At 45.8% G+C, this 25,726-nt stretch carries 37 protein-coding genes; 3 read left to right on the top strand and 34 right to left on the bottom strand.

All coding sequences use genetic code 11. From position 1 onward, the window contains the following. Window positions 1–244: 244 nt before the first annotated feature. From BrL25_RS19310 to BrL25_RS19270, 9 genes are all read right to left on the bottom strand, one after another. Window positions 245–1,387 (bottom strand): DNA polymerase, encoded by a 1,143-nt coding sequence (locus BrL25_RS19310; protein ID WP_018672631.1) that lies wholly within the window; start codon window positions 1,385–1,387, stop codon window positions 245–247. After that, window positions 1,371–1,661 (bottom strand): hypothetical protein, encoded by a 291-nt coding sequence (locus tag BrL25_RS19305; RefSeq protein ID WP_018672630.1) that lies wholly within the window; start codon window positions 1,659–1,661, stop codon window positions 1,371–1,373. Before BrL25_RS19305 ends, BrL25_RS19310 begins: the two co-directional genes overlap by 17 nt. Before the next feature lie 2 nt (window positions 1,662–1,663). Continuing rightward, a complete protein-coding gene (locus BrL25_RS19300) occupies window positions 1,664–3,181 on the bottom strand; it encodes a DNA polymerase (RefSeq protein ID WP_018672629.1) in 1,518 nt (505 codons plus the stop codon). A gap of 270 nt (window positions 3,182–3,451) precedes the next feature. Further along, the gene (locus BrL25_RS19295) at window positions 3,452–4,693 is read right to left on the bottom strand and encodes a hypothetical protein (protein WP_018672628.1); all 1,242 of its coding nucleotides are present in this window, start codon (window positions 4,691–4,693) and stop codon (window positions 3,452–3,454) included. A 2-nt stretch (window positions 4,694–4,695) separates the two neighbouring features. Further along, window positions 4,696–5,091 carry a hypothetical protein gene (locus tag BrL25_RS19290; protein ID WP_018672627.1) on the bottom strand — a complete coding sequence of 132 codons (396 nt, stop codon included), beginning with the start codon at window positions 5,089–5,091 and terminating at the stop codon, window positions 4,696–4,698. A gap of 185 nt (window positions 5,092–5,276) precedes the next feature. Then, window positions 5,277–6,038: a hypothetical protein gene (locus BrL25_RS19285; RefSeq protein WP_018672625.1), complete on the bottom strand. Its 762-nt coding sequence runs from the start codon at window positions 6,036–6,038 to the stop codon at window positions 5,277–5,279. Between the two features lie 19 nt (window positions 6,039–6,057). Beyond that, on the bottom strand, window positions 6,058–6,468 hold the full coding sequence (locus BrL25_RS19280) for a hypothetical protein (protein WP_018672624.1): 411 nt from the start codon (window positions 6,466–6,468) through the stop codon (window positions 6,058–6,060). A 185-nt stretch (window positions 6,469–6,653) separates the two neighbouring features. After that, the gene (locus BrL25_RS19275) at window positions 6,654–7,331 is read right to left on the bottom strand and encodes a hypothetical protein (protein ID WP_155803051.1); all 678 of its coding nucleotides are present in this window, start codon (window positions 7,329–7,331) and stop codon (window positions 6,654–6,656) included. Between the two features lie 443 nt (window positions 7,332–7,774). Continuing rightward, on the bottom strand, window positions 7,775–8,419 hold the full coding sequence (locus tag BrL25_RS19270) for a hypothetical protein (protein WP_018672621.1): 645 nt from the start codon (window positions 8,417–8,419) through the stop codon (window positions 7,775–7,777). Window positions 8,420–8,549: 130 nt separating this feature from the next. Between BrL25_RS19270 and BrL25_RS19265 the strand changes: the two genes are divergently transcribed. Continuing rightward, on the top strand, window positions 8,550–8,807 hold the full coding sequence (locus BrL25_RS19265) for a helix-turn-helix transcriptional regulator (protein WP_018672620.1): 258 nt from the start codon (window positions 8,550–8,552) through the stop codon (window positions 8,805–8,807). Window positions 8,808–9,049: 242 nt separating this feature from the next. Here BrL25_RS19265 and BrL25_RS24905 read toward each other — a convergent pair whose 3' ends face one another. After that, complete coding sequence (locus BrL25_RS24905) at window positions 9,050–9,193, bottom strand: hypothetical protein (RefSeq protein ID WP_018672619.1); 144 nt, start codon at window positions 9,191–9,193, stop codon at window positions 9,050–9,052. A 1-nt stretch (window position 9,194) separates the two neighbouring features. Next, window positions 9,195–10,520, bottom strand: a complete 1,326-nt coding sequence (locus BrL25_RS19260) for a helix-turn-helix transcriptional regulator (protein ID WP_018672618.1) — start codon at window positions 10,518–10,520, stop codon at window positions 9,195–9,197. A gap of 164 nt (window positions 10,521–10,684) precedes the next feature. On the opposite strand from BrL25_RS19260, the gene BrL25_RS19255 reads away from it, so the two are divergent. Continuing rightward, entirely contained in the window at window positions 10,685–10,903 is a 219-nt protein-coding gene (locus tag BrL25_RS19255) for a hypothetical protein (RefSeq protein ID WP_018672617.1), read from the top strand. Here BrL25_RS19255 and BrL25_RS19250 read toward each other — a convergent pair. The 4 genes from BrL25_RS19250 to BrL25_RS19235 form a co-directional block, all read right to left on the bottom strand. Beyond that, window positions 10,876–11,547 (bottom strand): toprim domain-containing protein, encoded by a 672-nt coding sequence (locus BrL25_RS19250; RefSeq protein ID WP_157775857.1) that lies wholly within the window; start codon window positions 11,545–11,547, stop codon window positions 10,876–10,878. The genes BrL25_RS19255 and BrL25_RS19250 overlap by 28 nt on opposite strands. A gap of 355 nt (window positions 11,548–11,902) precedes the next feature. Further along, window positions 11,903–13,042 (bottom strand): AAA family ATPase, encoded by a 1,140-nt coding sequence (locus BrL25_RS19245; protein WP_236848057.1) that lies wholly within the window; start codon window positions 13,040–13,042, stop codon window positions 11,903–11,905. 296 nt (window positions 13,043–13,338) lie between these two features. After that, window positions 13,339–13,539 carry a hypothetical protein gene (locus BrL25_RS19240; protein ID WP_018672614.1) on the bottom strand — a complete coding sequence of 67 codons (201 nt, stop codon included), beginning with the start codon at window positions 13,537–13,539 and terminating at the stop codon, window positions 13,339–13,341. After that, window positions 13,536–14,309 (bottom strand): P-loop NTPase family protein, encoded by a 774-nt coding sequence (locus BrL25_RS19235; RefSeq protein WP_018672613.1) that lies wholly within the window; start codon window positions 14,307–14,309, stop codon window positions 13,536–13,538. The genes BrL25_RS19240 and BrL25_RS19235 overlap by 4 nt, the downstream gene beginning before the upstream one ends. Window positions 14,310–14,387: 78 nt before the next feature. Here BrL25_RS19235 and BrL25_RS19230 point away from each other — a divergent pair, with 78 nt between their 5' ends. Further along, window positions 14,388–14,591, top strand: a complete 204-nt coding sequence (locus BrL25_RS19230) for a hypothetical protein (RefSeq protein ID WP_018672612.1) — start codon at window positions 14,388–14,390, stop codon at window positions 14,589–14,591. Window positions 14,592–14,593: 2 nt separating this feature from the next. On the opposite strand, the gene BrL25_RS25800 is transcribed toward BrL25_RS19230, so the two are convergent. The 19 genes from BrL25_RS25800 to ahrC all read right to left on the bottom strand — a co-directional run bounded on the left by BrL25_RS25800 (window position 14,594) and on the right by ahrC (window position 25,722). Next, window positions 14,594–14,806, bottom strand: a complete 213-nt coding sequence (locus BrL25_RS25800; RefSeq protein ID WP_236848056.1) for a hypothetical protein — start codon at window positions 14,804–14,806, stop codon at window positions 14,594–14,596. Between the two features lie 154 nt (window positions 14,807–14,960). Further along, window positions 14,961–15,509: a hypothetical protein gene (locus BrL25_RS19220; RefSeq protein WP_157775856.1), complete on the bottom strand. Its 549-nt coding sequence runs from the start codon at window positions 15,507–15,509 to the stop codon at window positions 14,961–14,963. A gap of 59 nt (window positions 15,510–15,568) precedes the next feature. Continuing rightward, window positions 15,569–15,712 carry a hypothetical protein gene (locus BrL25_RS24900; RefSeq protein WP_018672609.1) on the bottom strand — a complete coding sequence of 48 codons (144 nt, stop codon included), beginning with the start codon at window positions 15,710–15,712 and terminating at the stop codon, window positions 15,569–15,571. Beyond that, window positions 15,706–16,119, bottom strand: coding sequence for a hypothetical protein (locus BrL25_RS19215; protein WP_018672608.1), 414 nt, complete (start codon window positions 16,117–16,119; stop codon window positions 15,706–15,708). Before BrL25_RS19215 ends, BrL25_RS24900 begins: the two co-directional genes overlap by 7 nt. Then, window positions 16,116–16,418: a hypothetical protein gene (locus BrL25_RS19210; protein WP_018672607.1), complete on the bottom strand. Its 303-nt coding sequence runs from the start codon at window positions 16,416–16,418 to the stop codon at window positions 16,116–16,118. Before BrL25_RS19210 ends, BrL25_RS19215 begins: the two co-directional genes overlap by 4 nt. Next, window positions 16,415–16,768 (bottom strand): YopX family protein, encoded by a 354-nt coding sequence (locus BrL25_RS19205; RefSeq protein WP_018672606.1) that lies wholly within the window; start codon window positions 16,766–16,768, stop codon window positions 16,415–16,417. Before BrL25_RS19205 ends, BrL25_RS19210 begins: the two co-directional genes overlap by 4 nt. Window positions 16,769–16,770: 2 nt before the next feature. Continuing rightward, entirely contained in the window at window positions 16,771–17,010 is a 240-nt protein-coding gene (locus BrL25_RS19200; protein WP_018672605.1) for a hypothetical protein, read from the bottom strand. Next, a complete protein-coding gene (locus BrL25_RS19195; protein WP_018672604.1) occupies window positions 17,010–17,390 on the bottom strand; it encodes a SprT-like domain-containing protein in 381 nt (126 codons plus the stop codon). The genes BrL25_RS19200 and BrL25_RS19195 overlap by 1 nt, the downstream gene beginning before the upstream one ends. Next, complete coding sequence (locus BrL25_RS19190) at window positions 17,390–17,605, bottom strand: hypothetical protein (RefSeq protein WP_018672603.1); 216 nt, start codon at window positions 17,603–17,605, stop codon at window positions 17,390–17,392. The genes BrL25_RS19195 and BrL25_RS19190 overlap by 1 nt, the downstream gene beginning before the upstream one ends. After that, window positions 17,605–17,835: a hypothetical protein gene (locus tag BrL25_RS19185; protein WP_018672602.1), complete on the bottom strand. Its 231-nt coding sequence runs from the start codon at window positions 17,833–17,835 to the stop codon at window positions 17,605–17,607. The genes BrL25_RS19190 and BrL25_RS19185 overlap by 1 nt, the downstream gene beginning before the upstream one ends. A gap of 70 nt (window positions 17,836–17,905) precedes the next feature. Beyond that, a complete protein-coding gene (locus tag BrL25_RS19180; protein WP_018672601.1) occupies window positions 17,906–18,166 on the bottom strand; it encodes a hypothetical protein in 261 nt (86 codons plus the stop codon). 237 nt (window positions 18,167–18,403) lie between these two features. Then, window positions 18,404–18,886 (bottom strand): hypothetical protein, encoded by a 483-nt coding sequence (locus BrL25_RS19175; RefSeq protein ID WP_155803048.1) that lies wholly within the window; start codon window positions 18,884–18,886, stop codon window positions 18,404–18,406. A gap of 103 nt (window positions 18,887–18,989) precedes the next feature. Further along, the gene (locus BrL25_RS19170; RefSeq protein WP_018672599.1) at window positions 18,990–19,184 is read right to left on the bottom strand and encodes a hypothetical protein; all 195 of its coding nucleotides are present in this window, start codon (window positions 19,182–19,184) and stop codon (window positions 18,990–18,992) included. A 269-nt stretch (window positions 19,185–19,453) separates the two neighbouring features. Further along, window positions 19,454–19,678, bottom strand: a complete 225-nt coding sequence (locus BrL25_RS25795; RefSeq protein WP_335639112.1) for a helix-turn-helix domain-containing protein — start codon at window positions 19,676–19,678, stop codon at window positions 19,454–19,456. Window positions 19,679–20,071: 393 nt separating this feature from the next. Further along, complete coding sequence (locus tag BrL25_RS19160) at window positions 20,072–20,626, bottom strand: hypothetical protein (protein ID WP_018672597.1); 555 nt, start codon at window positions 20,624–20,626, stop codon at window positions 20,072–20,074. A 403-nt stretch (window positions 20,627–21,029) separates the two neighbouring features. Further along, window positions 21,030–21,812: a sporulation transcription factor Spo0A gene (gene spo0A, locus BrL25_RS19155; RefSeq protein WP_018672596.1), complete on the bottom strand. Its 783-nt coding sequence runs from the start codon at window positions 21,810–21,812 to the stop codon at window positions 21,030–21,032. A 288-nt stretch (window positions 21,813–22,100) separates the two neighbouring features. Next, on the bottom strand, window positions 22,101–23,426 hold the full coding sequence (spoIVB, locus tag BrL25_RS19150) for a SpoIVB peptidase (protein WP_018672595.1): 1,326 nt from the start codon (window positions 23,424–23,426) through the stop codon (window positions 22,101–22,103). A 109-nt stretch (window positions 23,427–23,535) separates the two neighbouring features. Further along, complete coding sequence (gene recN, locus BrL25_RS19145) at window positions 23,536–25,260, bottom strand: DNA repair protein RecN (RefSeq protein WP_018672594.1); 1,725 nt, start codon at window positions 25,258–25,260, stop codon at window positions 23,536–23,538. A 12-nt stretch (window positions 25,261–25,272) separates the two neighbouring features. Beyond that, window positions 25,273–25,722: a transcriptional regulator AhrC/ArgR gene (gene ahrC / locus BrL25_RS19140; RefSeq protein WP_003337877.1), complete on the bottom strand. Its 450-nt coding sequence runs from the start codon at window positions 25,720–25,722 to the stop codon at window positions 25,273–25,275. Between the last annotated feature and the right edge of the window lie 4 nt (window positions 25,723–25,726).

The raw sequence follows: 25,726 nt of genomic DNA, 5'->3' as shown, positions 1-25,726 counted from the left end.
TCGGATTTCTTCGGCTTCACCTTCTGATTGCGGAAGAATACTTCGAGATCGCATTTGTCGGTACCAGACGCGCCGAAGGTTACAAGTCCGTCTTGTGGGTACGGCTTAAACTTTAGATGGCGGAGTTTCTGTTCATAGAACCTACGGGAAATAGCGTTGTCATAGTAGGATGTCGCGGGTGAGGCGTAGTAAGCGTCTAGCTGTTCGGTGAATTCACGTTCAATGCGGGGTGCTCGCTCGGATGTTACGATAAGGCATCGTCCTCCTTCTTAATCTTTGGCCGGCAATGTTCGTAGTCCCACTCTTCCGGCTTGTGTTCGTCCATCCATCGCGGCATGATTACTATGTCCGTCACTAACGGAACACTCAGCGAAACGGTTTCCGTCATGATCTCATTGACTAGCGCTACCGTCTCGGGCGTCAATTGTTCGCGTGGAACCGAAATCAATATTTCATCGTGTATAGACGCGTTCATTTCCCAACCTCGCGCCATACATTCGCGAGCCATTCGGTTACCGTTCATTTTCAGAATGTCAGCGCCAGTCCCTTGTATAACAGCGTTAAATGCTGCGCGTTCCCAGTAGCCGACGAGTCCCGATATTTCATATAAATGATCAAGCTCAGTTTGAATTTCTCTAAGGCGACGTTCCTCTTTACTAGAGCTGTCTTTGATCGTCAGATCACCGTTTAACGTAGACATACCGTTGCTTATCACTTTAGTTGAAATCCTATCAAGTAGACGTTTGCGCTCCGTGAACAACTGTATACGTCGACGCTCGTTCCCTTTTTTCTCGTCCGCTACACGCTTATAGTCCGGGAATCTGCGTTTTCTTCCGCGAAGTGTTTCAACGTATTGGTCACGTTTGAGGCCAGCGATGATGTCGTCGACCATTGTGTTAAATGACGGGAATGTGCGGTCGAAGTTTTCGAAAAACATTTCCGCAACCTCTTCCGTTACGCCCATTTTCTTCGCGAAAGAACGTTTGGATTGACGGTAGGCTACCGCGAGTACGCCGGTTTTCATAAGCTTACGTGGCTGAAACGAGCCTGTCGGATCGTACGCCTTGTCTACGCAAAACTCTTCCGCCAGATTAAACGTCATCATCGCCATAGTCGTGTAAAGGTCAACGCCATCAACGAAGATTTGACGCATGGAGTTATCTCGGTATTTCTCGTACATGATGTGCGCCATGATACGTGGTTCTATTTGACCGAGGTCGGCGCCGATGAAGATAAACCCCTCGGCTGGAATAAAACAGTTTCGAACACGATCGCCTTCGCCTTTAGACGGGAGGTTCTGTAAATTCGTACCGAGCTGTACTTTACGTTCATCTGCGATTAGCTTGCGGACGATTGCGTGATAATTTTCGTCAGTTATCGTCGGCATCTTCTTCTCCTAAATAGTGACGTGGATCAAACCCACTCCAAGAGACGCCTAGAACCTCAACAACCTTCTCAACAGTCTCTGAATCAAGATTGATTTTAGCGAAGTCTCCTTGCTCTAGTGTCCCGTAAACCTCACTGTGTTTACCGAGAACCTCCCCAAAATATGCAGACTTGCCGGCTAACCCTTGTATTTCATTCTCAGTAGCAACAAACAGCCCTTCAAGCTCGCCACTACGACCCCAGTCCCAATAAAATCTCCAGAGAAACCTCTCCATCTCTACACCTCCGTTTTGAACTCGTCAAGAATATCGATAGGTCGTCCGTTATATCCACTCGAACTATAACGCCCAGTTGCCGTCCCTCCCGCCTTAAATTCGGAATGCAATCGTCCATCCGGCTCTAGTGCGTTCGGAATCTTATTAACGTAAGTCGACAGTAGTTTCTCGTATGCGGCAACGGTTGCCAGCGGTGCTAGCGCCTCCTCATCTTTGTAGTACATTTCGAGTACATCTGCGGCAGTCGATCGTACCTTGCCGCGCTTTACGAGATGCGTTCTATCTCTAATTCCGACGTGATCGTAAATGAGATACGCGATATGATTACCGTTCGTCAGCTTGAACTCTGCATCATCCACGAATATAGGCGCGTGCTCCTCGTCTGCTGGCGCTAAGTCTTCCGCAAGATACTTTGCTAGTTGTTGTCGCGCGTTCTCATACTTCTTTAGCTTCGTTTTGCCCTGCGCCTCCAATTCTGCAATGATCGCCTGCTGCTTAGCTACGTTCTCTCCGCGTTTGGCAATGCGTTTCTTTTGCGCCGCGATCCAATCGGCTACTTTCTTCGCGTTAATAGTCCGATCCATCTTGCGGACAAACGCGTCGTCAATTTCGTAAGCCTCGAACAGTTGTCGCCTAGCTTCCGCCAATTTTTCCTCAAACTCAACGCTTAGTCCGTGCATCGTTTCAAGGTCGATTTCGAAGCCGCACCGTGCCATGAATACGTCCGTTTCCGGTAGTTTCGCATCAATTTCCGCATAGCAATCGAGTAGACGGTTTGTTCGCGCCATCGTTTCGTACTGCCACTCGAATAGTTTCCAGCCGTACAGTACGTCTTTGATCGCATAGATGCCGACAAGCTCGGTATTGAACGGAGCAGGCGATCTGTTACCGAAGAGGTCTTCGAAAGTGTATATCGGACCCGGTAAACCGAACCATCGTCCGTACTTCGCGACCAACGGTTTCAAACCGTACGCTTCCTCGTGTTCATTGAGATCGTTCATCGCGTCCAACGTATCCCAAACGCAACCCTTGATCGTGTAGCCATCGTTTCTAGCTACGTGTAAGTCGTAACGTGCGGACCCCATATGAAACGTCTTCCCGTGTTCGGGTCGTGAGAGATACGGTGTGATTGCGGCGAGTACTTTTGACCGTGTTAATTGCGGATCGCCCGCCTTGAACGCATTCGGCACATCGAAGCCATCCACGTGACCATACGGAAGATAATAACCTTCGTCGAGCAACGGGAGCCATATGGAGAATCCGATTGATATATCGATGTACGCGTCCACGCCCGTACCCTCGAAGTCGCCCGCGGTCATTGACTCTACGCCTAGCTTACGGAAACGGTCGGTCCACTCAGCTCGTTGCCGCCGGACTTCTTCGCGCAATCGCTCGACAAATGCCGGTAACTGCGTGTCGTCCGTGAGGATAAAGTAATTGTCCGGTTTATTCGCGAGCACTTCCGCAATCCGCCCTTCGCGGGCCTCCGCGTCACGTTTGCGTATGACACGGCGGCCCATTTCGAGGGCTTCGTCTTTAGCGAGCTTCTTCTCCGAGAGCCTGCCTATCGCCCCGGAGAAGAATGCGGTCTTGGCTGTTTCGTAGATGACACGTTCCTTGTCGGTTAGTTTCTGAGCGCCGACCCGTGCCCACGCCTGCTCAATCGTTTCTGTTGCGGCATACTTACGTTTGGTCGCGTCGGCTACTCGCTGTCTAACCTCGGCGTCGGCTACGGTCGGTGAACGGAGTTTTAACGATAACTTTACGGTCAGAGCGACCGCCTCCTTTCGTTAGGCTACTCGTAAGTTTACGATGGATTCTACAGGTGCGATGAGTTCTAGTTGGTCCGCCGTAGTCCACGTTCCGTTACCATCATTCACAAACCCGGGCTTACTAAGCCAATAAGGTACAAGGCTTCCACTAATCCGTTCAATAGTAGTAATAACTCCTACGTGCTTGTTTAAACCATGAATACCACCCGGGTGTCCAAGGAATCTTACTGTGTCGCCCGCCTTAAACTCGCCAACCTTACGGCCGAGCGCGGCCCATTTCGCCTCTTCGCTGGTTAGCTTCTCTAGTTGATCGGGGTTCGCGTAGCCCTCCAATCCGTCTTGATCTTGAATAGACGCTCTGTACTCGCCAGCGTCCACCGTAACCTTGTTTTGGACAACGGTATAAATACCGCCGTTCTTAAAACCGAATAGCGGAAACTTACCTCCACCGCTAACCAAACGCACCTTATCGCCCGGTTTAAACTGGTCAAATGCTTGTTGTCGCTTGGCTTCCGCAACTTCTTCGTCAGTGGCGCGGACTATCATACCCTCTCGGAACCAACCTGTAAACTCCCCGTTTAAGTCCTCGGTACGGAATGGCATATGGGACTCATCATCGATGACGACCTTCACTATTTGTCCAACCGTAGCTATCTCTCTACCGGCTTCTACTACTTTCGCATATTCCCCGATTTTCAAACGGTTTGCCTCCGCTACTTCCTTCTTCTTCATCGCTTCCAATTCGGCAACTCTCGCTTGTGCTACGGCTAACTCCTCGTCGATGGAAACCGGTTCTAGTACGGTGTACTCTCCTGGCGTTACGTAATATTCCTCGTTTACGTCGTCATTAAAGTGAGGATTACCACTACCGCCTAAACTGACGATCTCGTAAACTTTACCCGCGGTATAATCCATGGCTGATTCATTCTGAACTACAAATTTATCACCCGGCTTCGCCTCCCGGGCAACCTTACGGTAACTTACGCCTACATGCGTTACTAGTTCGTTCGGAACGGTGCCGATTTTTTCAAGTAACTCGTAGGAGGCAGACCATGAAGCATCGAACTCATCGCCTTCCTCATCAATAAATTGAGGATCACCGAAGGAGTCAACTTCCACTACCTCATACGGCTTACCTTCTTCAATATAGGACCTTGGTGATTCATCGTAGAACACATAATCGCCTACCTGCGCATCACGATCCGTTACCACACGATATTGAACGCCATTTACCGTTTTAATGTTCGATTGTTTTCCCATTATTAGACCGCCTCCGATAATTGTTTTTTAATAACAGTCGATAACTTGCACCATTTCTCGTTGATATTGTCTGGAGTCGCCCAATATTCGGACAGCTCCCGATTTTCGATCAAGTACACTTCGCCGTCGAGCACTCCGATGAGATAGTCCGCGTCGTCCCGCGTGTAAACTTCGCCACTGTTACGCGACCCACATACAACGAGCGCACCGCCTCGGTCTTCCCGTCTACGCACGGTCTTTACTTGAAACGTCTGCCAGTCGCGTGACAACGGGTGCCGCGCTACAATGTCGTACACTTCGGGGGCTTCGGGATTGGCGATCTCATAGCCGTTGGCAAGGAGCGCCGTTTTCGCCACTAACTGTGAATGGGCTCCGATATTATTCGAGTAGTTCGCCATCTGATCGCCTCCTTACTCGCATAGTGAGTTCGCGTACATTAGCGCGACGAACGCGATTAACATACTGTATTGGGTCTGGAAGAAGTCGGCACCTAAGCATCGGGCGACAAACGCCGGCACTACGTTAATGGCTACGATAAAGGCAAACATTATTAAAAACTTACGCATACGCGACCTCCTCTCGGTTAAAATGGCAAGTCCTCATCGGAAACGGTAATCGGCCCGTCCTCTAATACCGTCTGGTCTACGTTCTTCGTTGCGTTCTTGAGTATCTCGCGAATATCATCTTCGGTACGGAAGTTCGCGAGCTCTTCGTATTTGATTTCGGCTGATCCGATAAAGGCACGGGCGGCTTCGATGAGGGTTTCGTCAAGGTTCCCCGATTCCATCGAATACGATTTACCGTCGGAGGTTTTCGCGATAGTCACCGCATCACCAACGAGTGTATAGTCCGGCTTGAACTTCTGCGCGGTAATTTGAATCTTATCGAAGTCATCCATAATGTTTTTCGCGTGGAACTCTTTCAGGTCGAGAACGCGCCACGTTTTATACTCGGGGTCGTACACCGGCACCATGAAGTAGAGTTTGCGTTTGGCTTTCGCCTTGCACGATAGGCAGTTAGTTCCGTTCGGCTTCGCGTGCTGGTCGAAGAGTGTAACGCCCTCGTCGTCGTTAGCCGGCGCCTTTTTCGGGCTATGTGAGCACGTATGCTTTCGATAGTAGGTTTCGCGTGACGGGTACTTCTCGCCGTCCTCGTGTGTGTAATAAAAGTACCATTGGCCGTATGGTGCGAGGAGGACAAACGTCTTGCCCCCGGCTAGTTCTTGACCGAGCTTAACGTAGCGTGTAACACCTTCCGGCAAGCCTGCGTTAATGCCTCCGCCTGCTCCTTGTGCCGCCTTGTCGCGGGCTTCTTCACGTTCTTTTAACTTTTCGCGGATTCCCATGCACATCGCTCCTTTTTCGTTATGAATTGCGGATGGCTTCGAATTTGTCTCGTAGTTCCTCGCCGATTGGCTCATCCGATGCGAAATAACGTAGTGCGTTGATCAGCTCGCCCATCGTGTGTTCCGTTAGCTGGATCGTGTACGTCTTCTCGACGGCTGGCGTTGTGGAGATTAGCGTGATTGGTGTGCTGTGTGCGGTGTCTGTCACCGGCTCCAGTACAACGTATTGTTTACCCAAAGTATACCGAATGCCGCCTGTGTCACCGTAAAATAACCCGTCTCCGTCCCCGTCGAAACTTGTTAGAGCGTAAACTCTTCCAATAGTTAAATCCCATGCTCTTGTTTCCGTAATCTGAATGAACTTATCGCCCTCTTTCGCCTTACGCGCAACCTTACGATACAACTTACCTTCGTGCATAATCGTCTCCATCGTCAACACTCCTCGTCATCATTTCGGACACCGGTAGTCCCGCGTCCGCAAGACGGCATGAACGGTCGTCTACTAGAATCAGCTATCCAAGGACGCTGAATACTCCCCACAGGTTTACGACAGGCATACGGGGTGCCTCGCCTTCTTCGTCCACACCGCCTTGCCGACGCGGGAGGTCGGCCATACTAGCCCGCTGTAGCCCTCGCATACGCTACAACCGACTTAGCAACAAGACTTTTTCGCGCGATCAACTTTTCAATGTCAGCGTCTATCTGCGTAAAATATTCGTTAATGGCGTTTATACGCGCTTGACACGCTAACTTAACGGCGACACTTCGCGTTTTAAGCATACGAAGTTCTAGCTCCGATTTCTCACAATTAAGCTGTGCTTTGGTAATCGTTGCTTTACGTTCAGCCACCCTTATCGAACGATCAATTTTACGCATCTCTTTCGATACAATTTCGCTGAATTTGCGATATAGATTCGGGCAACTAATCGCGCCCGGAAATACCGTTCGTATAATATCTCGCCCAATATCGACGCATAACGAAACCCCATCACAACTAAAGAGGCGGCCGATGTTACCCTTCGAGTCTTTCGTATTAGCTACGAAAGTTGATTGTGTGAACTTATCCGCGAGCCATTGTGCGGCGCTCTCTGTCTCGATGCCGAACCGTTCCCTAGCCCGTTGTATCGCGTGCTTACGTACAAGTACGTTTCCCACCGATACACATCCGTCAGGTACGTTGTTTTTGGGCGGCTCATACGTTCCACTCGCACTTTCTACGACTACTTGTACGGGTGATACCTGTCGTACCTGAAATTGTATTCCGTGGTATTCGTACAAACCATCGTCAATCATCGTCGCCTTTCGGATTTTGTCCGCGATCCATGAATGTACTTTGTCGGCAGGTCTGCGGGTGATCCTCGCTACTTCTTGACATACTCGCGGCGTAACTCTTAGTCGGTAGTCGGCGAGATTCATCCGAGCCGCACCGCCTTTCGGAGCGAGGTGGATAAGGTAATCGGAATATAGTCCGCAGGATCATCATAGGGCGGGAAACCTCCGTTGTAGATATATTCGGTGTCTTCGTATTGCTCACGTTCAAACATCGGGATCAGCTCCGTTTCAAGAGTAATTAATTCGCTGTATTTAACAGAACGTTCTGTATAATAACAATTAAAGATGGTTAAGATTTTGTAATAACCACTTTGTTACAATTGAGTTATTACACAGAAATGAACTATACTAATATTAAGGCACCTATCTTACGCAATAATCTTGCGTGAATAGGAACGCTTGTATTAAACCGCTAAGTAATCGCGTAAGTCTCCGAATCGATTAGCGTCGTACAATCGTGAGACTCTGCGTAACTTACGGTTTACAGTCTCGTGGTGTAGCCCTAAAGCTTTGGCGAGCTTGTTGGGCGAATCGTACTTCGAGAACTCTGTCAGTATTTTCACGGTAACCTCATCGGATAGAGTCTTGGCGGACTCGATGAGGTGGGAGACAAGTTCACGCTTGTCTCTTTCTTTTTTTTCTAAGTAATTCTCTTCTGTTGAAGACGTGTATTTAACAGCGTCGAAATTATCGGATATTCGTTCGAGAGTGTTGGCGCACTCTTCTTCGGCTGTGAGAACCCGTTCTAATTTCAACCGTCTGGTATACTTCCGTCCTATGTCTATACGTCTTCTACTAATATGGAAATTTAGAAGATGTAAAAACTCGTCTGACCTTTCTTGGTAATCGTACAAATCTAAGGTTTTTATCAGTGCGTCTTCATACATCGCCAGGATTGAATCTTCATCAACACTCGTATTTCTTGAATCAATTTTTTTACGGCGGTTCCAGTCCTTCGTCAGCTCGCGGTATAACTCGTTAAAGACGTTCTGGTCACTGGACTGCTTGTACAAGATTGCAAGGCTATTTATTTTTCTTTTTCTTTCCAATTTTGACCCTCCTTAGTTACCCTACATAATGATATACGCTTCTCATTTTTAATTCGCACACATTGCTTGAATATTTTTATTACGATTTCATTTTGATATACTTAATGTATTACTTATATAGAGGTGCCGTATGACGTTTAAAGTCGGAAGGTGCCGCTTGTATGAACGGTTGAAGATCGCTGATATGACGCAGACTGACCTTGCGGAAAAAATCAAGATGAAACGCCAGCAAATATCTGACTACGCAAACAACCGGAATGTCATGTCACTGTCTAACGCGAAGTCTATTGCGCACGCTTTAGACTGTCATATCGACGATCTGTACGAGTGGATCGAAATACCTCCCTCGAAACGAAACCGTAACAGCAATCGGGACCAAGAAGAGTAGCGGAGACTTCCGCTCTCACCAACTTTTGTACCGATACTTCGGTAATATTTTTTTTATTAGTTACCTCCCTTTCTGCTATATATCGCTTTCTTGTTTTTATTGTATACCCGGTAAAGGGTAATTTTACTACTAGGTTTATAATTTTGATTTTTCTCGCATTTTGTCGAATTTAGGCGAAATAAAAGAAAAAACACACAAAAAAAAAGACACCCATTACAGGTGTCTTAAATAGGTTAGTAGTACTACCAACCTCCCCCAACTATTCTGGAAGTTACATATGCCACGCTCTCTTCTGATCCATTATCATAAGTAAACTGTTCTGCCTGTGCTGGTTGAGTAAATAAAACGGAGACAATTGCTACTAATGTAACCATAAATGCTTTCATTCTAATTCGCCCCTTTTAAAATATTTAAATATCTATGTTCAACGTCCTCTCCTAAAATAGCCTTGTGCTCGAAGAGGATCGCGGACATTTTTTGGTATATTGAAATATCTCCGAACTCTAGTGCTGTTTTAACGACTTCAAGAACGTCGTTGAATGCTTCATTATACTGTTTCACAGCTAGAAAGTACTGTAATCTAACAACTTGAAAATTATAGAATTGACTCTTATTATACTTATCCTTCTTTAATGCAACAGACTCAAAAATCGCGTTATATTTCTCTAAAAACACACCTATTCTTTCTAACTGCCCTTTTGAAAGTAGTATCTCCATGGCGTATGGGGCTACCGTAATAATCTCATGTTCACAATTCTTGTCTACCACCAGTCGGATAAACTCATTTACTGCTTCGATCTTGCCTTCCATTACTTCAATTAACTTCTCATTTGATAACGCCGCCCAACGGTAATGATCGTCTAGTCCGCGACATTCTCGGAGGAGTTCTGCCGCTTTTCTGAGTTCTCCCAGTCCTATTAAACTTGCGGCTTGATAGAGAAGCGACTCCCCTAGATGCTTAGTATCTTTAGCGTCCTTTGCCTCTTTGTAGTAGGCATCTGCTACAGCAGAAAGTTCCTCCCACTCTTTGGTAACATTATACCAAGTAACGACGCGATAGTACCCATCTAATTGTAAATTTACTGTTTCTGCAACACCATTTTTTTGTGCGGGATATTCTGTGGGTAGATCGTTCAATACTGCTCGTAATTTATGTAATGCTTCTACGCCTTTCTTACGCATATCCCTGTCGCGTTCGATCAAGAAAATTCGATGGCAGCAAACCGCAAATCTTTCTGATATTTTCTTTTCAATATTTGTAATTGCGTAATATACAGACGCGGCCTCTGCTAGAAAGCCGTAGCCGAAAAGTGTCTCTGCAAAAGTTAAGGCGGTGGACATATCCTTTATATCTATTGTTTCCAAGAATAACTCGACTACTTTACCACAATGATTGACACCTTGTTTGCAGTGAAAGCATGCCCTAATAAAGTCTGTTACTTTGGGAAGAGAAACTTTGGACGAGTCCTTGAAAAGCTCTCCATAAACCATTCCATAAAAAAAATCGTCGTCTAACCTGAATACGCGTGTCAGTAAATCTATCTGGTTCAGCGTAAGCGCTTGCTTGTTCTTCATAATATAAGAAAGCGATTGGGGAGAGATATACATCAATTTAGCTAGGTCTCGTTGACTAAGATTATTTGAATGCATTTGGATTAGTATTTCTTCCCTTAATTTAAGACGATAATAAGTCAAGTCACTGATGTCGATCATTGGTTATCACCTGCCATCAATTATTCGAAATAGTATAATTAAAGTATACGACACATAATGTAACGTGTCAATACATTATGTGTCATTAAAATACACTATGTGCTGTATTTTATTTAAATATATGCTATGATGAATATAAACTTAATAAAGGAGAGATATTCCAGATGAAGAAAGAAATTGAACTACAAGGAAATACATTTAAAGAGTGCTTAGATATTATGAAATCAGAGAAGAAAATAAAAACTTATAAGGAATTAGCTGAACTATTAGGGGTGAAGGAAACAACTTTTCGCCAGCGCCTTATTCGAGAAAATATGAACCTGAGTGACGTCGCTACCCTACTCGAAGCTCTTGATTATGAAGTCATATTTCGTAAAAAATAATTATTACCTTTACAAAAATTTATCTTAATAAAACTTTTTTTATCTGTAAACACATTTTTTAACACTTGATTTAATTCCGCCTTATTTTTTATTTCGTTCGGGTCCTTGTATCGGATCGGATACCCTACGACGTTAACCGTCATATATCCCGACAGCCCTCCGACGACCGCCCGTTTCATCTTCTGACCCGCCTTGTCGTGGTCCGCCATCACCCCGATAATCTCTATCGGGCTCTTCCGCAAAGCCTCCGCCTTCTCTTCGCTAAGCACCGAGCCACCTAACGCCACCGCCGGCACTCCCGCACTCCACAGATACATCGCGTCAATCTCCGATTCCACGAGTACCGCCCCTGTAATTCTCTGCCTATAAACAATGTCCAACCCGTACACCATTTCACGTATAGGCCGCCCTCCCTTGGCGTACCAAAACGTCTTCTCATTAACTTTTCGGTATTTAACGTTGCCTAACGTTCCCTCTGCGTTAAACCAAGGTATAGTAATCGCATTAGTCCTCGGATCATAGCCCGTCTGGAATAGACGTTGTACCTCTTCGGTAATACCTCGCGAAGATAGATACGGATGGTCACGGTCTGTGTACTGCTTATGAAAGTCGGAATCTAACGTCTGTGTTCGCGCCTGGCTCATACGTAAACTCCCCGACAGGTCCAACGTAAGAGCCTCGGGGTCAACTGTTCCCTCCCCGTATTTCCACCGTAAGTAATCCCGCGTCTCCTCTTCCGTTTCTTCCCGTAGAAACGCCAGCAACTTTACGATCCCGCCGTGTTGATAGTCCGTATCCTTTGCGCCTAAATCCGACCAGTAGCCGGCCTTTGCTATATTACGTGGGTCGTTACTATCCCGTAACCATACGTAGAATGACGGCGACCTGTCCCAACGGAAAGGACTCGCCGCAAGTAGCTTGTCACCCGTCCACGTTGCGGCTGTCCACGGAAACTGTTCGAGCTCGGCCCGAATATCTATCTGCATCTATACGCCCTCCTTAAAACGGTAGCTTAAATTGATCTGCGGCCGCTTCAACGCTAGGTAGCTCACGTAGTACACCGTAGTCCATTAGCGCTATCAAATCCACCGTAAGGTCCTCCGCGCCATTTCGCCCTTTCTCGATCCCCAGTTGTGCATTACCATCCGCTGAATCAAACGAGAATAGATTCGTTGCAATGTCGAGGAGTGCCTTCGTTGTCTTCACTTGATCGCGAGTCGGGAGCTTGATTTCACGATCCCCTTCTTCGCGTGTTTTCTTCTCAACCGTTGCCTGCACCGCGTATATTCCGACTACATCGTTTTCCCCAACAATTCGTTCGAATTTACGTGCTGCCTGTTCCGCCGCGCCTCCTGTTGTTTTATTTGCGTTACTTCCATAAACATCCGATATCCCGTAGAAGGGATCGACTACCACTACGTCAATATCTGGCCGTAGTTTAAGCTCCCGCTCTAATTCCGTAAGAGATCGCGTAAGGTCTCGATCTCCTTTCGCTTGCAATACCAACTTACCCGGATAATATTCGTTGAGTCGCGTTAACATTTCGAAGAAATAACTTTCAACCTCACCCTCGAGTTTTCCGGCAAGTATCTCTTTATTCGGCAGACCTACCGATTGGTTCGTCCGCTCATCGACAAACGCCTCATCCCTTGCAGTCGCGACCGAAAGGAGACGTGATACCCATAGGAATGCTTTTAACTCGAATGATTTAACTAAAACCGTTGCACCTTGGCGTAATAATTCGTCTATTAACACAATGATGAGATACGATTTACCCCGACCTGATTCTGCCATTATCCCGTAAATGTCACCGGTAAATAGCCCGCCGATCGCCTCGTTTAGTACGTTAAATGGCGTTTTCCAAAGTCTGAACGACTTACCCTCTTTACGTTTGTTATACTCTTCGCGCATTTCGTCTGACAGTTCATCGAGAGATCGGCCTATACTCTTTTTTGTCTGCACGCTTACTTGTACTTCTTCGACGCGCTCTACTAACCACGCGGCAAACTCTTCCGTCGGCAGTTCCGTGAATTTATCGCTCACGTCCCGCCCGGTTAGGAACGAATGTAACCGTACCTTGCCCGCGTCATTCCTAATCTTTTTCGCCATATATTCGAAGGAGTCGCCCACTTCCGGCATGTACGTGAAGCCCGCACACTCAGCGACTACAGTCCGGTAATCAGGCGCCTGCCCTCCGTTACTGTCCGCGTAGTCCTTTATGAATCGGTAGGCCTTCCGTTCAGCTTCCGTGGGGAAATGCTCGGCCCGAATATCGTATCGAAGCAATGCTCCCGTATCGTTTGTGTCAATCACTTTCGATAGAAACGATTCACCGTATGCCAAAACCGTTCACCTCCGTGTATGAAAACGCTTTACAACCAAATGATACCATGGTTGTGTTTGCCAATTGTATGCATAAATATTTACAATTCTTTCTATTTATTGGATTTTATAAACTTAAATTTTTGATGCCATTCCTCTAGCTTATTATTTAAACGGTCAGCCTTCTCGTCCGACAACTCCCCGAACTCATTCCGAAACTCAATTAACAGCGCGTAATCAATAAATGCCTCTGCGCAGTAATCCCGTTCCTCGTCGGTCACACGCGGCTTCGTACGGAATAATCTCGCAATCATTTTCGTATCCCCCTCTTAGAATCGCCATTAAACCCTAGTTGCAAGCATTGCTCCCGCACGCGATCCGCTAGTCTTTTATCGTATAGAGTAACCAACTCTTCCATCGGTATATTCGACGTATAAACCGTAGGCAGTCCGTTGGTGACACGCGCGTTAATTACCGTGTGCAGATCGCCCCTGAACGCACTTGTCGCGTCCCTCACGCCTATATCGTCCAGCACAGCGAACGGAGCCTTTTTAGCGTGCGCCATCCAGTCGTAGTATACTCGCGCGGCAGGCTCCGCAATATCCGCAGGAACGTGCTTACGGTTGAACTCGTTATACTTCTCTTGCCACTCGTTTACGTCGAGGAAGAAGACCGGCCGCTGTAACGGCTGGCGCCCTCGTTGGACCGAGCCGATATAGTGCGTTGTTAGATACGCGTTCGCAATTGCGGCGGCTGTCGTGGTTTTGCCTGTGCCGGGTTCATACGAAAATAGATACAACGACTTGATACGTTCAGAAGGTTCTGAAACCTCGTTAAATTGGCGAATAAACGTCGCTATATAACGTTCGATACCCGAATAGATACCGCGCTGTTCGACCCGTGGCGGTGCCGTCTCGACGGTTACATGGGCATAGTCACTCGGGATGCAGGCGGCGGCTACTCGGCCCCCCGTTCCGCTGGCTCCGTGCATAGCGATGAAGGACGAGCACAGGCGAGTGCAGGCGATCGGGTCGGCGGTGTGGCGGCAGGGTTCGCGTAGTATGCAGGAATTAGCGTTCGTCAATCGCATTCACCTCCGAATTACATTTACTTACAATAACTTCATACGTGTTATACTGAATAAAAACATGAGGTGTCAAAAGTGCCAAAACCTATCTTCTGCCCTAACTGTGCAGGTCCAATACCTGATATTTCTTTTAATCTTAAAAAATTTACAGGCCTCGAATGTAAAGATAGAAAAGGCAAAACAGTCGTAGCCGCGATCAATGGGTGGGGTGTTGATTGTGACATTTGTGGGTGGAATGGCGAAATTTTACCCACAGACGAAGACGATAAGATGTACTAAAGTCACAACCACTCCGCCAGCTCCTCCGTACTCATTACGTTCCCCTCCGCAGTTACTCGTTTCTCCTCGCGCAATACCATCGCCAGTACCCGCGCCCGCATATACGTATACATAAACGTAAAGGTCAACGTTGGGTACTGTCGCGTTGGCTTATACGCCCGGAAGCACCCGTCAATAAACCGTTTGACTACCTCCGTTCCGTGTTCGTCGATCATCCGTTTAATCATCCCTTGTTCAGATCGCCAGCCCCGGGCAGGAACGTAGGGGAGTCTGTAGAGTTCTGCGTGTCGGTCACGTAGATACTCGGTAAATGTAGTCGTATTCCAATCCGCAATTTCCCGTTCGCGCCATGCCTTCGCAGGCGGGAGTTTACACTTTGTCATCGAGGGACACCTCCTCTGATTCGTACTCCATCACGAAAGCCCAAAAGTCCTGACATCCGTAGGGATCGAGCATACGCCCTACAGTAGATTCAACCGCGCGAAGTCTTCGTTCCATCTGCGCTACTTTCATTTCCGCATCCAGTGCTCTTTCAATCGCATGAGGCCATCCGTCACGGGCTTCGGCAATAAACCGAGCGTCTTCGTAGCTTACAGCGCAAGCTAGTCCGTCATGATGCGTAGATACCCAATGGCGCAGGTTAGCATTACCCGGCCACTCATCATGGCTCGCGCCCCAAGGGCCTTCTGTCGCCGCGTAACATGTCTCTAAGTCTTCTTGTAAATTACGGTCAGTCGTATACAGTAATCCTTTCGCATCTATTATTTTCCGTGCCTCATTTGCCAGCTCAGATATCTCAGCATCGTCACAAAACGTTTCCTCTGCGATGATTACTGCCTCTGGATTTTCGGCATGAATCAGGGCTCCTACGAGGCAATCTCGATGTACAAATGTGTCAAATGCGGTGTCGAACACCATGTCGTTCGTTTTCGTATAACAAAACCAACATCCGCCGTCATGAGGCGTTACCCTTTTATTCATTTACACATCGCTCCCTTTCCGTGTCGTAGCGCGTGCCATTCGCAAAAGTGTCGTGTGTACGCCTTATCTGCGGCAACCATCCGTTTGACTGCGCGTTTTAATTGAAAAGCGTGGTAAGCTAGTTTGATTCGGGTTAACATTCCTCGCCCTCCCGCTCTAGTGCTCGAATCATCTCTTGCACGTTATTAAATGCGCTGAGCCTACCTGCGAAGAAGTATTGAGCACCACTGCTCTCTGACACGTCGTGATCCTCGAAGGATTTGTCTTGCCATTCACATACGTACTCTTCCAACCGTTGCCAATTCGTCTGCAATCGTTCGATCTCCGCTAGTAACTTCGGTATGTCTTCCCGGGCATGCGCTATGAACTCTGCGTCTTCATTACGTAAAACCTTAATATAACTCATATCATCGCCAACTACTGTAACTATCACGTTGCCTTCACTATTTGATAGTGAACAATCATAGTATTCTTGCCATTTCCATGACCCTTCTGTTGCCTTCTCCGCACGTTCACGTATCGCTCCGATTTCTTCACGCGTCATCATATTAGACCACGTTCCCCTTTCCATTCGATCATTAAGTAGTCGTCATCTCGCGAATAGAGCGCCCCGTTGTCATATATAACACCTGCCCAATACTCAAAACTACATAGCGTGTTATTGAGAGCTAAGTACAGTTCTTCGTCAGGCCCAACGTCTTCTACGTAATCCTCGATGCCTTTAAGAGCTTCGTTCAATCCGTTTACGATGCGGTCGATAGCGTCATTCTTTCGTTCAGCTCGTTTTATTGCCGCAGTCTGTTCGGGGTCAAATAACACGTAGGGTCTTCCGCATACCTTCGTCATAAGGACGCCTCCTCCATTAACTCTGGATTTTCGTAGATATTGCCGATGACTTCAAGGAATTCGTGATAATCTCTCAGATCGTCAATATCGGGTCCGTGCCAATTAACAATAAAACTTCCATATGACAATTCCACCATTCCTGTTGCTGGTTCATTTCGATCAAGAACAATATCTCCCACATAGATATCCTTGCCGTTCTCGTCGTCTAGTCCGGTATGAAGCATGAGATTTTGACTAGCCGAGGAAGGACACATGTCATCTTGTGCTTCTTCGTTAAATGCCATGTATAACGCCACATCGAAATAGTACATTTTCATTCCGTCCCAACCTCGAACCTTTACCTCTCGCATAGTCAGTCCCCTTTCCCATCCAAACTACCGTACAACGCTAAATTCGCGATTTCTTCCGCAGTAAGAATACGAGCCCTCCACGCATCTAGCTCGAAAGTCGGAGTCTCGTACATTTCGCAATCCAACTCCGCTTTATCCGCGTCTAGTTCGAAGTAAAGTTTCCCTAGGGAAAAGTCTTGTCCGACGCACTTTTTAACGATCTTGTCGTCGATTATGCAAACCTCGCCTCGAAAATCATCCATTAACGCGCACCCCCGTATAATTTAACCGCTCTCTGTGCCGCGGTCGTCTGACTAAACGACGTGCCCACGCGAATACACTCACGCACAAACTCAGGGTCTACGTCGCGATGCGGTAATCCTAGCGACCAAAGCCGCCAGTGTACGAGTTCGTGGAGTAACGTGTCTATTACCTCGTCTCGTGTTTGTTGTGCATTAACAACGGAGCAAAATCGTATCGCCGCATACTCAGGTTCGTTTCTACGAGTAGAAAAGCAAGCAAGTCGACGTCTCCAGTTACGACGCTTCAATTCGATAATACCCGTATAATCTACGCCCCAATGTTTACGGCACATCTCATTCGCGACCTCATACAGTTCGCATAACGTTAAGTTACCGTCCATTACCGAACACCTCGATTCATACGTATATAATCTGCACGCGGACTATAGCTCTCCATTTCCAACCGTATTTCTTCTACAGTTTGAATGTAAACCAGTAGCCACGCACTGACTCGTATAAAAGAGTTGATAGATACTTGTTCCACTCCTAAGTCTCGTGCAAGTTTCGCCTGTTGTATCATCGCTTTAATGTCCTCAATAGTTTCACTGTTTGTCATTAACGTGCACCCCCGTACATCGCAAATAAATTCGCCTTCATCTCTTCACGTATCAGTCGTTCACGTAACTCTGTGACCTCTTTTTCCGCCTGCTGTGCTACGTACTCGCATAATTCCAACGCCTCTACCAGCGCATCAACAGAAACCTCATCTACTCCACCTTCACTTAACCCTTTTGCCCTACCAACTTGTATCCCGATCTGTACTCTAATCGCGCCCCAATTTGCCATACGTACCGCCTCCGATTAATTAATTTTGTCCCAATTGATCTGTTGTTCGGTCATATTTGCCTCCCCATTTTCAAAAGCCGCCATACACTTTGACTTCTCCTGTCATTTTGTCTACTTCTACATATGCATAGTTCTCAGACAAAGTTTGCACTGTTTCGTGTATAATCTTTTCATCACAATGGGGACATTTATCCAGACGGAAATCTATGAGTTCCCAGCCAACCCATTTCTTTTTTTCAATCTGTTCATCAAATTCATAAAAAACACCATTACATACATTACATTGCATTTCTTTAACCAGTAAAGACGGACTTCCTCCTATGTTTTTCATTGCTTATCCCCCTATTTTTGTCTCAACTCCTCACACTATAATTCGCAGTAAAGGAGTGTGAACTATATTGAATATTTCGTTTACTTACGTTGTACCTTACGAAGATATTTCGATGATTCTTCCGGAATTAAATTCCGCCGCGATCCCGTACAAACTCGAATGGGAAGGCGGGCATTACACGTTAGGATTTCCAGAATTACATGTGCGACAGTTTGCGGTAGTACATCGTCTACTGGGTCACGATGCCTCCGCAAGCAAGTCACGGTACCATCGGTAGTCACCGTCGTGTTCGGTCGACGCTGTTTTAACCTCTAGCCGAATCTCATCCGTAAAAAGAAACTTTCGGAAATAGTCTAGTTTTTTCAGTGTCCGATCGGTGAGCTTACGATAGCACTCGTCGAAATACTGATAGACGTTATGGCCGCGGACTACGGGTATGACCTCTTTTCCGAACCACCTTCGGTTCAACGCGAAGTAGATGAACTCTAAGCCTTGGTAAACCGCACGGGGGACGTTCTTCCTCGCGCCGTAATCGTAAACAACGCATGTATGTCCGAGGGCCAGCGACATCAGAAACGTATAGTCGAGGTCTTGAAGCAGGTAGTCCCATCGTTTCTGCTCGCAAGCTGTCGACTGAATACGGATAAATGAATACTCGCCCGGGATGACCGGGATAGCCTCGATTCCATTCGTTAGATTGACGAAGTGCTTACGCATCATATGACCTCCATATTCGTTTTATTTACGTGACCACGCGTTGAGTAATCGTATTTTTGTGGCGGGAGATAACCGGCGCCACGTTCCGGCGAGTATACGCATTGGGCTAGGCTCCTTTCTTCTTGACGTGATACGCGATAAAATCAAGCTCATCTTCGTCATAGGCCGCGATTACGTTACGCGGTAATAATGGGGCCCCTTCGCGAACAATCAGCAGTCCGTACCCCTCTCGATAGTAAGCGTCCGTGCGGATGCCGTGTCGTGAATAGATGCCAGCTTGAATTGCGGTGATAATTTCCATAGAACGCGATCCCTCCTATTGATTAGCCGTAGCCATCGTCCTACTCATCAATTCACTTATACATCCGTTACCGCGTCATAATCTTTTTCGTGCTTTTATTTCTATTAATACATTGACCGCGCGATAGAAGGAACATAGTGACTGATTGATGCGCTATCTTTTTCTTGTTAAAGATTAGTTCTTGTTAAAGAGTAGTTATAGTTAGTGTCAAGTCTATCCGTATCCGACGTATCGGTGTCAGACGTGTGAGACATGGACACAAACCCGCCCTATCCGGAGTTAAATATCGCTAGATGACTGATCGGGAGCACTGTATACCTCGCATTAACCCACCGCCCCTTCCCGTCACGCTCCTTCACCGCCCGTATGACCTCGCGCCCATTCCAACGATATTCTAGTAGTCGTTTGACGCGCCTATTCGCTGTCTGGCGGCTTACGCCGAGCCTGTGTGCGATCATCTCTTGCGTTGGGTAACACTCGCCCTTCTCGTTCATGAACGAAGCTATAACGCAGAGTGTGCGCCAGTTTTCGTCGCCAATATCCGCTAAGAAGCCGGAGTGTACGGCGTCCACGTACATTTTAAGGAAGATGCGGGTCTCGCGACGGCCGCTAGTGACGGAGAACTCCGATTGTGTTTCGACTGATACGAGATTCTGTTCGGTCATGAACGTTTCACCTCTGGACTTTTGACTTCTATTTGGTTATACGGACGCCAAATTGTTTTCGCACACTTTCATAAGAACTTTTTATCCCTTTACTCCTAATAGGGGCATGTGATTGTAGTAATTGGGACATTTCATAAAAATTTATTGATGAAAAACTCTAAGACTAGTAGACGTGGTACCTTTTTGAAAAAAAAAAAATAGCCGAGGAGTCATAAACCCTCCTCAGCTATCCCATTTTATACTGGATACAATTGTAACTTTCGCCCCTGTCGATATTATTGTCTCGTCAGGCGTTGCGACTGTAATTATCAAATCATAATAATCGTAGACCTCTCCATAATAGTCCTTTTCTGGGGATTTCCCGCCTGCTGCTGATCCAAGAGTGCGTACAAAGTTATCACCGATACGTTTTGCAGTCTCTTTATTAACAGTATAGTCAACGATTACTGCCAGACTAACTCGGTCCTTGTCTACGGTAATTGCCGCGTCTTTAACGAAGTCTCTTTTCTTCACGTCATCGGTCACTCTTTTTATAATCGCGTCCTCAATCTGTATCTTAGGCTGTTCTTCACTTTGTACATTACTCGTTGTCGAGACGGAACCTGTTGGTCCATCCAAGGCTACCGCACATACAAATCCTACAAATGACAATAATAAAACTATTAAACCATGTTTTCTCGCAAGATGAAATTTTCCCCTTGATAGCCATCTTGGATTTATAACGACTACTATTGCAATAAAAAATATAATTATTGAGGTTGCTCCTAGTACGGCCAACTACGTTCCTCCTATGCATTAAATAATAATAAAATCCTAAAACTCTAATTACCTTCGACTGGTTCAAGCGTCGGTTTTCCGTGCTCTGCTACGTTAATATAATTCACCTCCATACCGATATGTTTTCGATAGAGGGAAAGGATTCCCTTTCTAATAATTTGCGAACTTATGAACATAAATACGCCAGCCCCGAAGGACTAGCGTATTGCCTCGCGATATACATTTGGGTTACACTATGAAACAACGACACGTCCGATAAATTATGGTCCTTTGCGAAAGGTGTTTACGCTATCTTCATTAGATATCGTAACAAAAAAGTTTATCGGAATCTCCGCCAAATTTCCGCTTAAATTTACGGGAACAGGACGCCTAGCTTAACGTGAGAACAGCGTAGGTATAGACATCAAGACACCTTATGCTCAATCCGCAGCTTGTCTGCAACCATCGCAATAAACTCACTATTCGTAGGTTTTGCCTTGGTATTTGAAACCGTATAGCCAAACAAGCTAGAAATGGAATCCAAATTACCTCGCGACCAAGCCACTTCAATGGCATGACGGATTGCACGTTCCACACGACTGGCTGTTGTATTAAACTTTTTAGCAATATCCGGATATAGCACCTTTGTGATAGAACCCAATAGCTCGACATCGTTATAGACCATGGTAATAGCTTCTCGTAAATATAAATAGCCTTTAATATGAGCCGGTACTCCTATCTCATGGATGATGCTGGTTATACTAGCATCTAAATTACGTCCCTTATTTTGCATCATAGAAGAGGTTTTCATCACTGGGATAAAAGAGGTCTTGCTACCGATCATTTGGCGAATTCGCTGTGCAAGAATGTCCATGTCAAAAGGCTTTAATATATAGTAAGATGCCCCAAGTTCTACCGCGCGCTTTGTGATCTCTTCTTGGCCAAATACTGTCAGCATAATGATTTTGGGTTGAGGTGTTAGTCGCATCGCTTGAATTTGCTCTAATACAGCCAAGCCATCCAGATGAGGCATAATAATGTCCAAAATGATAATATCTGGAACGCGCTCTTGGACGATCTTTAATACATCATTTCCGTTGTAAGCGACCCCACTTACGTTCATATCACTCTGAGTGTTAATATACTCTTCAAGAAGACCTACAAACTCACGATTGTCATCAGCTAATACCACGCTTATCTTACTCAAATTCCGTTCCTCCTTAACGCATTCGGTCACAGAGCATGATCCAACACTTCTTTCCTGTGAAGAAGTACGTTTCTCTTGATTCCTTATGGTAAATAATTCGACAGGTCATTTTCAACTCCTGCCCATGACGAAAGATTGAATGATATCTCTGATGATTCGACAAATAAGAATAAAAGGATAAATGATCGGATTTTCATATGAGGGTTGCCCTGTAATTTGCTGTAGAACTTTGCTATTTTCCGTTCGTTTCATCAAAATCACATATGAAAAAAAGGTCTCAAGCAAGCATTAGCTCGCCTTGAGACCCACAGGTTGTTGCTGCTTTATCGTCAGTCCTGCATCCTGTAGCATCCATTCAATAAAACAACCATAGCCAGAAGTAGGATCATTGACGAATACATGTGTAACTGCTCCAACCACTTTACCATCTTGAATAATAGGGCTACCGCTCATACCTTGTACAATGCCACCTGTTTTTTCTAGTAATCGCTTATCATTAACCTTAATGATCATCCCTTTAGTTGCAGGAAAATGCTGTTTTACAACGTTGACAATCTCAATCTCAAACTCTTCTACCTCTTGTCCATTCACGACTGTTAAAATTTTAGCTGGACCTTCTTTTACCTGCTCAGCTAATGCTACCGGCAATGGTTCATTTTGTTTTGCTCTTTTGGGTTTATCGTACATTTTTCCGAAAATGCCAAACGGGGTGTTTTTAGAAATGTTGCCTAACACTTCATTTTCATTGTAAAAGCGGGCGAATTTCTCACCTGGATTACCACTCTGCCCTTTCTCAATGGAAGTAACACTAGCCTGCACGATTTGTCCATCTCCCACAACGATAGCCTGTCCTGTATCTACATCAGAAATGACGTGACCAAGGGCTCCGTATGCCTTTGAATCTGGCTCATAAAAAGTTAACGTTCCCACACCTGCAGCGGAATCACGAATATAAAGTCCCATACGATACTGATTATCTTTCTTGTCTTGTGCTGGTTTAAGTGTCAAAACGATCTTTTCTTTTCCGCGTACAACCATGAGTTGAATGGATTGATTTTTTGCACCAGCTTCATTTACAATCTTTTTTACCTCACTCATGTCATTAATGTACAGATCATTCATTTTGACAATCATATCTCCAACATGAATGCCAGAGCTTTCACCAGGTGAAACTTTTTCTTTACCTGTGTCAACCAAATGATGCCCAACTACCAGAACGCCAGCAGTCTGTAGTTTAACACCTATAGATTGACCTCCAGGTATGACTTTCAGATCGGGGAGCACATTAACTTTAACTTCTTTAATGGGAAGGCTGCCAACTCGCCATTGCAGACGAGCTTGCCCTACTTTTTTGGGTGCTACTTGCAATGGTTGGCTAAAATCGACGTGTACTTCACGGGCTTCTATTCCGTTTACGTGCAAAATTTCGGGGTTACTGTTTACTAGCGTTCCCATAACAGGTACGGAAAGCTTCAATTGGCTAAGGGAACCTTCAAATAACCGTAGTTCTTTGGGTAAAGAGGTTACATCATGAAAGGGGGTTGAAGTAACAATGAACGCAGTCAAGAGTAAGAGCAGAGATCCAATCCATTTTCTTTTGTGATTTCGTATCACCCAGCAATCACTCCTAGCTTCCCTACCTACACCTACAGCTACACCTCACTTACTAATATTTAATGTTACCTGCACGCCACCTGTTTATAACAACAAAAAGCTGTCAATTTCAATTGACAGCTTTCCGCTCGTTTCCAAGGAGAATCATTTCCTTAGCATGTTCTTTTGTTTTCTCTGTTACTTCAGCCCCACCAAGCATACGAGCAAGCTCGTTAACACGCTCTTCTGGTGACATAAGGATAACCGTCGTGCTGGTCTCCTGTTCATCCATCTGCTTTTGAATATAAAAATGGGCATCCGCCATAGAAGCTACTTGCGGTAAATGTGTAATACATAAAACTTGACGATGTTTCGCTACTCGTGCCAATTTTTCAGCAATAGCTTGAGCTGCTCGACCACTTACACCAGTATCCACCTCGTCGAAGATCAAAGTACCTACTTGCTCGGTAGTAGCTAGAATACTTTTAATTGCCAACATGACACGAGATAATTCCCCTCCAGAAGCAATCTTGGTTAAAGGGCGTAGTGGTTCACCCGGGTTCGGCGCAATCAAAAATTCTATCTCGTCAATCCCACGGGAATTCACTCTGACTCGATTTCCTTCCACCTCAATACCACGCTCGTCTGGCATATGCTTAATCTCAATCGCAAAGCGGGCTCGCTCCATGTGCAATTCTTTTAGCTCATGTTCAATTAAGTCAGCTAGTTCTATCGCTAACTCACGGCGAAGCGTACTTAACTCCAAAGCCTCAACCGCTACGTCAGCTTCGGCTTCACGGAGTGTCTTCTCCATTTGTTGCAAGCGATCATCATAATGTTGGATTTCATCTAATTCGTCCTGGATACCTGCTGCATATTCCAGGATTTCATCCACAGATTTACCATACTTTCGCTTTAATCCGGATAGCTGATCTAATCTGCCTTCTACTTCTGCCAATATAGCTGGATCAAAATCAAGACGATCTTTTATATGACGCAATTGTTGGACAGTATCTTCTACCTGATAATACGCACTTTGAATTGTTTCTACGATCGGGACAAGCTGTTCATCATATTGTTGCACCCGTTCCAATTCTCCCATGGCATGCCCAAGCCAATCTTGTCCCCTCTGGTCTCCATATAGGGACATGTAAGCATCCTGTACACCAGCAAATATTTTTTCAATATTAGCCCACTTCTTGCGTTGTTGCATGAGCTTATCATCTTCGCCTGGGGTCAATTTTGCAGCTTCAATTTCATTTAGCTGATAGCTTAATAAATCAATGCGTTGCATCAATTCTCGTTCATTTTTAGCCATTCGTGACAAATCTTGCACTGCTTTGCGGTACTTTTGATATAAATGACCAAATTCCTGTTTTGTCCCGACCAAGCGGGGCTCCCCGTAAGCATCAAGCCAGCGAATATGCTTGTCTGATTGCATAAGCGCCTGATGATCATGCTGACCATGTACGTTTACCAGCCATGGACCTAACTCTCGTAACATTGCTAAGGTAATTAGCTGACCGTTAACACGAATGATACTTTTCCCAGTGGAGGAAATATCGCGACGTACAACCAGAATACCGTCAGGATCGACCTGAATTCCAAAGCTCTCACAGACCGAATAAGCAGGATGGCTAGGCTTACATTCGAAAAGTCCTTCTATCTCTGCCCGTTTTTCTCCATAACGGATAAGCTCTGCTGAACTTCGATCACCGAGCAATTGCCCAAGCGCATCAATAATAATGGATTTACCTGCCCCCGTCTCCCCTGTCAGGATATTAAGCCCTTGACAAAAAGAGATTGTGGTGTGTTTGATAATCGCAAAATTGCGTATGGTTAGTTCGTGGATCATGCATACCCTTCCTTATAGCATGTCTAAGAAGCGTTGTGACACTTCTTTTGCATTCTCTTTGGTTCGACAAATGATTAAAATAGTATCATCACCGCAAACACAACCCATTATCTCATTCCAATGTAAATTGTCAATCAGAACAGCAACAGAATTGGCATTTCCTGGCATTGTTTTTAGTACGATAAGGTTCTCAGAAAAATCAATGCTCACAAAGGAATCCAGTAACACACGTTTCATTTTTTGCAACGGATTAAACTTCTGGTCCGTCGGTACAGAATATTTATAACGACCGTCACTCATCGGGATTTTAATTAAGTGAAGTTCTTTAATATCACGTGAAACAGTTGCCTGTGTTACACTGTACCCGTTTGAACGAAGATATTCTACGAGCTCATCCTGTGTTTCGATATCATTATTCATGATGATCTCTTTGATTTTGATATGTCGTTGGCCTTTATTCATACAT

Source organism: Brevibacillus laterosporus DSM 25, assembly GCF_002706795.1.
Classification (GTDB): domain Bacteria; phylum Bacillota; class Bacilli; order Brevibacillales; family Brevibacillaceae; genus Brevibacillus_B; species Brevibacillus_B laterosporus.
This window is presented reverse-complemented; position numbering and strand designations above follow the sequence as displayed.